Origin of the sequence: Paraburkholderia sp. UYCP14C, from assembly GCF_004197395.1 — a bacterium.
In the GTDB taxonomy this organism is placed as follows: domain Bacteria; phylum Pseudomonadota; class Gammaproteobacteria; order Burkholderiales; family Burkholderiaceae; genus Paraburkholderia.
In genome coordinates this window covers 1-1,308 of sequence record NZ_SELS01000259.1, presented here as the reverse complement: position 1 = coordinate 1,308, position 1,308 = coordinate 1, and the positions used below count along the sequence as shown (strand labels likewise).

2 pseudogenes are annotated in these 1,308 nt (G+C 57.9%); both read right to left on the bottom strand.

Features of this window, described 5'->3' with window-relative positions:
* Window positions 1–133: 133 nt before the first annotated feature.
* Window positions 134–316, bottom strand: a pseudogene (locus EVC45_RS44690) (DDE-type integrase/transposase/recombinase); the annotation flags it as partial.
* Window positions 317–1,041: 725 nt separating this feature from the next.
* Window positions 1,042–1,308, bottom strand: a pseudogene (locus EVC45_RS48185) (hypothetical protein); the annotation flags it as partial.

Sequence of the window (1,308 nt, the reverse complement as noted above, 5' to 3'; positions counted from 1 at the left end):
GACGAATGCTGCCTGCGGCAGCTACGCGTCCGGTCGTGTCTGGCCCGGCCGGGCAATTCTGTTCCACCACGCCGGATGGTTCTGTCGCGATAAGGATGGCAGGCCAAGCATGTTCCCATATATGTAGGATTGCTTATGTCACCAGCGAGTAGAACTGAGCGGCTGCCGTTCGGTCATCGCCGTCGTTTTTCATCTGCCCCTTGCGAATCATATGCATCACCTCAATACCAGAGAGAATGATGCGCGCACACCGAAAATCCTTGAAGCCCATCATCGGTCTGATGATCCGTTTGATCGCCCGATGATCCTGTTCGAGAGGGTAGCCTCGTTTCCTCTCGGAAACGAGGCCCCCGAAGAACGGAGCGTGCGACTTTCACCGCACTCCGCTCGCGCACAGCGTTAAGCGTCGTACTGACGCCGGCCTTGCCAACTACCAAGACCTTCGCAAGCATCACGTCGTGAATTCGTCTTATGGCTGAGACGAAGGGCGCTGAACCGTGGTCATCATGGTCTCTCACAAGCTTCCCTTCGATGAATCTCAAACATGGACTTGCGACAACTGCACCACACGGAAGTCTGCACCCTTTCGGGTCAGGGCAAAGTTCGAACCCCTATCCGCGCCATTACAGAGCGGCATTCGCTTTCTCCGCGTTCTCTTACCCACTCCACCAACAGATCTCCTTGCGGATTGCCTGCCGTCTCGCATAGGTTGCACGAGGTTGGCAGTGGGATGGGCTTACCACGTTCCCGTTCCTGCCGGCCCGATGTTCTGGGTCTGTCCGCTTAGCGCCTGCCTCTTCCCCGGTAGCGCTCTTGACGGCGTGCCCATACATCATAGATGGGCAACCGGCTACGTACCTTTTGGTCAGGGCCTGTCAGCCGCTTTGGCCCATCCTGAATTACGAGGTTTATCAGCAGTTCACATCCGTTGCGCCTACGAAACTTGCCTGGCACCTCACACCGCACGGCGGCTGGCAGTGTCGATCCCTTCCCCGTCGCCGGGGTGAACCGTCAGTCGAGAGGCACGTTGTCGCCAGAGCTTCACACCTTCCCGTTACCAGGAACGCATGTCCGGCTAGGCAACTGCTGGCCGTACAGCAGGTCACGGCAACGCGGTACTTTGCGAAGCGTGACAAGACAAGAACGAGCTTTACCGCCTGCTGCATGCCGCTTGACGAGCGGCTGACGGCGACACGTGTCGCACATGATGTTATTCAGATACTTGTTCTGGCGGATCCTGATCGGGGTTTCGCGCTCGGCGTTGATGGCGTCAAGTGCGGCCAGATTCGCGCCGCTTTTGTCGATAGT